The 3,437-nt window shown below is 48.2% G+C and carries 2 protein-coding genes; one reads left to right on the forward strand and one right to left on the reverse strand.

Annotation, left to right across the window (positions count from 1 at the left end):
• Positions 1-775: 775 nt before the first annotated feature.
• Positions 776-1,969: a Glu/Leu/Phe/Val dehydrogenase gene (locus QZP87_RS03305; RefSeq protein ID WP_291321491.1), complete on the reverse strand. Its 1,194-nt coding sequence runs from the start codon at positions 1,967-1,969 to the stop codon at positions 776-778.
• 818 nt (positions 1,970-2,787) lie between these two features.
• On the opposite strand from QZP87_RS03305, the gene QZP87_RS03310 reads away from it, so the two are divergent.
• The gene (locus QZP87_RS03310) at positions 2,788-3,021 is read left to right on the forward strand and encodes a Nif11-like leader peptide family natural product precursor (RefSeq protein WP_291321492.1); all 234 of its coding nucleotides are present in this window, start codon (positions 2,788-2,790) and stop codon (positions 3,019-3,021) included.
• The last annotated feature ends 416 nt before the right edge of the window (positions 3,022-3,437 follow it).

Here is a 3,437-nt window from a genome sequence, read left to right on the forward strand (position 1 = left end):
GTCCCCGCTAAGTACTATCTTTGAAGGTTCACACAACTTAGCGTTTGTCATAATTTAATTGTGCAGGAAAGGTGTCGCGGGGACTGTCCCCAGTCACGCCAGAGGCGTGATTGCGGCACCCTGAATGGTTACGGTTGACGACAGTCTACCAAACACGGTAAATATTACCTCGAACCAGTATTCATGTCCACCTGTTTTCTCTGCCCGCCGCTTTGCAAGTCAATGATTTACCTGCAAAAAGGCATTTGCCAGGTTTAAGGGATTAGAAAAATACTGATATACCGCCATAGTGATGCTTTGCCCGCAACAATAAAGAGAAGAGTTTTTTGACAGGATTAACCCCAGTTAAACACCCCAACGGGGACCCCGGTTTAACGGGGCAGGCCCAGTTAAACCCTGCTCCGCAGGAAATCCTTCGGATTTGTTTAACCGGGCAGGCCCAGTTAAACCCTGCTCCGCAGGAACGCTTTCAGCGTTGTTTAACCGGGCAGGCAGGATTAAGAGATTGATGAAGAGAAAATCATTTTTGTCCTGGCTCCCAGTTTAATGCCCTTCGAGCTTGCTCTGCGAGCAATTAAATCACGCCACAGGCGTGACAGGCGGAAGCCAGGCCAAAAGGTAATCCTGTCCATCTATGCCTGCCACGCGTCTTTGGCGTGGTTAATCCTGTCTAAAGATTCTTGTTTTTTTGTAACAGGCTTTCAACGGTTAAGTCTAAACAGTAACGGTATATTGGTATTTTGAACATCCCTTAAGGAAGGCAGTGTAAGCATTATCAGTGCTGGGTCTGGTAAATCCCGCGCAGATGGCCGGCTCTGACCACCTTGTCGATGGCCAGAATATAAGCCGCAATGCGAAAGGAAATATTTCGCTTTTCAGCAAGGGCCATGACCTGGTCAAAAGCCCTGTGCATAGTGGATTGCAGTTCTTTCTGAATAATATCGCTCTTCCACTGAAAATGCTGGATGTTTTGTACCCATTCAAAGTAAGAAACAGTTACGCCGCCGCCGTTTACCAGAATATCGGGCAGAACAGTGATGCCTGCACCGGGCAGTTTCGGCTCGGTGTAAGGACAGATGGGTCCGTTAGCCGCTTCAAAGATTATCCTGGCCTGGAGTTTTTCGAAGTTGCCGCCATGGATGACATTCTGCAGGGCGGAGGGGATCAGGTAATCGCACTTGAAAGTCAAAACCTCGTCCTGTGGAACAGAGTCTCCGCCGGCAAAACCGGCCAGGCTGCCGTTTTTCTTTTTGTGCCTCCCGGCAGCTTCGATGTCCAATCCGTGTTTATTGATTATGCCGGTTACGGAATCCGATACAGCAACAACCCTGCATCCAAGGTAACTGAGATGTAACGCTGCGTGGTATCCTACATTGCCGAACCCCTGGACTACTGCTGTAGTCTGGTCCAACCGCCTGTTTTCTTTATCGGCCCATCTGCTGACTATCATGGAGACGCCCCTGCCGGTGGCATCTTCCCTTCCATGAGAGCCGCCCAGCTCTATTGGCTTGCCTGTAACCACCCCGGGAGAATATCCCTGCCTTTTGCTGTATTCATCCATTATCCAGCCCATAATCCGGGCATTGGTGTTTATGTCCGGGGCAGGGATATCTTTTAACGGGCCGATGAGGTCTCCCGTTCCATGAACATATTCCCTGGTCAGTCTTTCAAGTTCTCCAGGAGACATGTCTTTAGGATTGCAGGTGATCCCTCCTTTGGCTCCGCCAAGGGGCAGATCAAGAAGGGCACACTTCCATGTCATCCATGCCGCAAGCCCCCTGACGTCTCCCAGTGAAACGCCCGGATGGTAACGCAGACCACCTTTATGCGGACCTCGTACATTGTTATGCTGGACGCGATACCCGCTGAAGACCCGGACGTTGCCATCGTCCATCCTTACAGGCATTCTGACTGACAATTCCCGAAACGATGTGTTGAGCCACTGGCGTAATTCGCTGTCCAGGCTCATAAGGTCTGCTGCCCGGTCAAACTGCATTATAGAGGCTTTGTGGCAATCAGTGAAAGATTCTGTATCAGAGGTGTTTTTCATGATATTCAAGGGTTGATGGTTGATGTTTGAAGGATAAAGCTCAATGCAGATTTTTATAAAGGTTGTCAGGATTTGTCCGTAAGCACCAGATGTTTTTAAATCCGGGATGCTTGCCAATGCCTCCTGGTTAAGGTGTTTTGTAACCTTTCAGGGGGTGCCGGAATCATGCTAAGTTGCCTGTCTGGCAGGCGGGAAAGCTTTTCTGGTGCTCTTTATTCTTTAAAACCGTGTGTGCAAGGCACCTGTGTGAAGCCTGATGGCTTCCCGTGCCAGAGAAGATCTTTTTGGCACTGGCAACTTCGTTGCACATTCCAGTGAAACCAGCTACGCTGAAACTACGTTTGTTTCACGGGACAGGCGGGCGGCTTTGCCGCGCACGGTTGGGGAGTAACACCAGCTTTCTCTCAGCGGTGATTACCACTACAGCGACACTTTATTTAAGCTGGAAGGGGACTGGCTCTTTTGCCGTCCGATAGTCCGGCCGTTTTAGGGTTTGAGGTCGGCAAAAGTGCCTGTCCCCGGTAGGCCATGGAACTGGACAGCGAAGTGCGACAGTGGCTCAAAAGTTCGTTTCGAGAGTTGTCGGTCAGAATCCCCATGTCAAGATTTTTTTGAAGATTATTTGGTGAACTATCACAAAAAAGCTTGACATTGCATATAAGAATAATTATTGATTCTGTTAAGGTGTTTGAGTCAGTAAGTTTTTCAAGTGAAACAAATTTAAAAGGAGAAAGATTATGTCATTGGAATCCGCGAAAAAATTTTGTCAGAAGGTGCAATCAGACGAGAATTTTGCCAAAAAGCTGGCAGAGTACCCTGAAGTAGAAGACTTCTGCAATTCTGACCTGGGCAAGGCAGAAGGCTTTGATTTTACCAAGAGTGAACTTGACACAGCAAAAAAAGAGTTAACCCAGGAACAAATAGATAATCTGAATTGCCATACAGAAAATTGCAGCTGGATTGGAGGCTGATTTTTCAGGCTGATTATTATATCTCGTATTCAAGAAGGATGAAAACAGCTTATTATCAGTTTAAAATCGAAAAAAAAGATTTTAAAAAAATGGCGGCCCGGCAATACTCTGAATTACCGGACCGCCATTTTTAGGTTTACTCTCTTATAAAACCTTCAGCAACACAGTCCAGGAGCCTTCCCCTGGAACGCTGAACTGGTAAACGTTCAGGGGCATTCATTCTAGAGATGCTTAAAGACGCAATGCCTGGTATTGTACGGATGACCATGCCGGGCAGTGCAGCCACAAGGTTTATGCCGAAGCTTTTCTATCGCCACGGGCGCGCATTTCCAGGGCGTAGGTCTTGACCAGACGTATGTGGGGGTGCTTCCTGGACACGTGACTCTCCACTTCAGGGGCAAAGGTATAGCCTATGA

This window comes from Desulfonatronospira sp., assembly GCA_003563255.1.
In the GTDB taxonomy this organism is placed as follows: domain Bacteria; phylum Desulfobacterota; class Desulfovibrionia; order Desulfovibrionales; family Desulfonatronovibrionaceae; genus Desulfonatronospira.

Coding starts and splice junctions, on each gene's coding strand:
- QZP87_RS03305 (WP_291321491.1), bottom strand. CDS start 1,969: ATGAGCCTGGACAGCGAATTACGCCAGTGGCTCAACACATCGTTTCGG.
- QZP87_RS03310 (WP_291321492.1), top strand. CDS start 2,788: ATGTCATTGGAATCCGCGAAAAAATTTTGTCAGAAGGTGCAATCAGAC.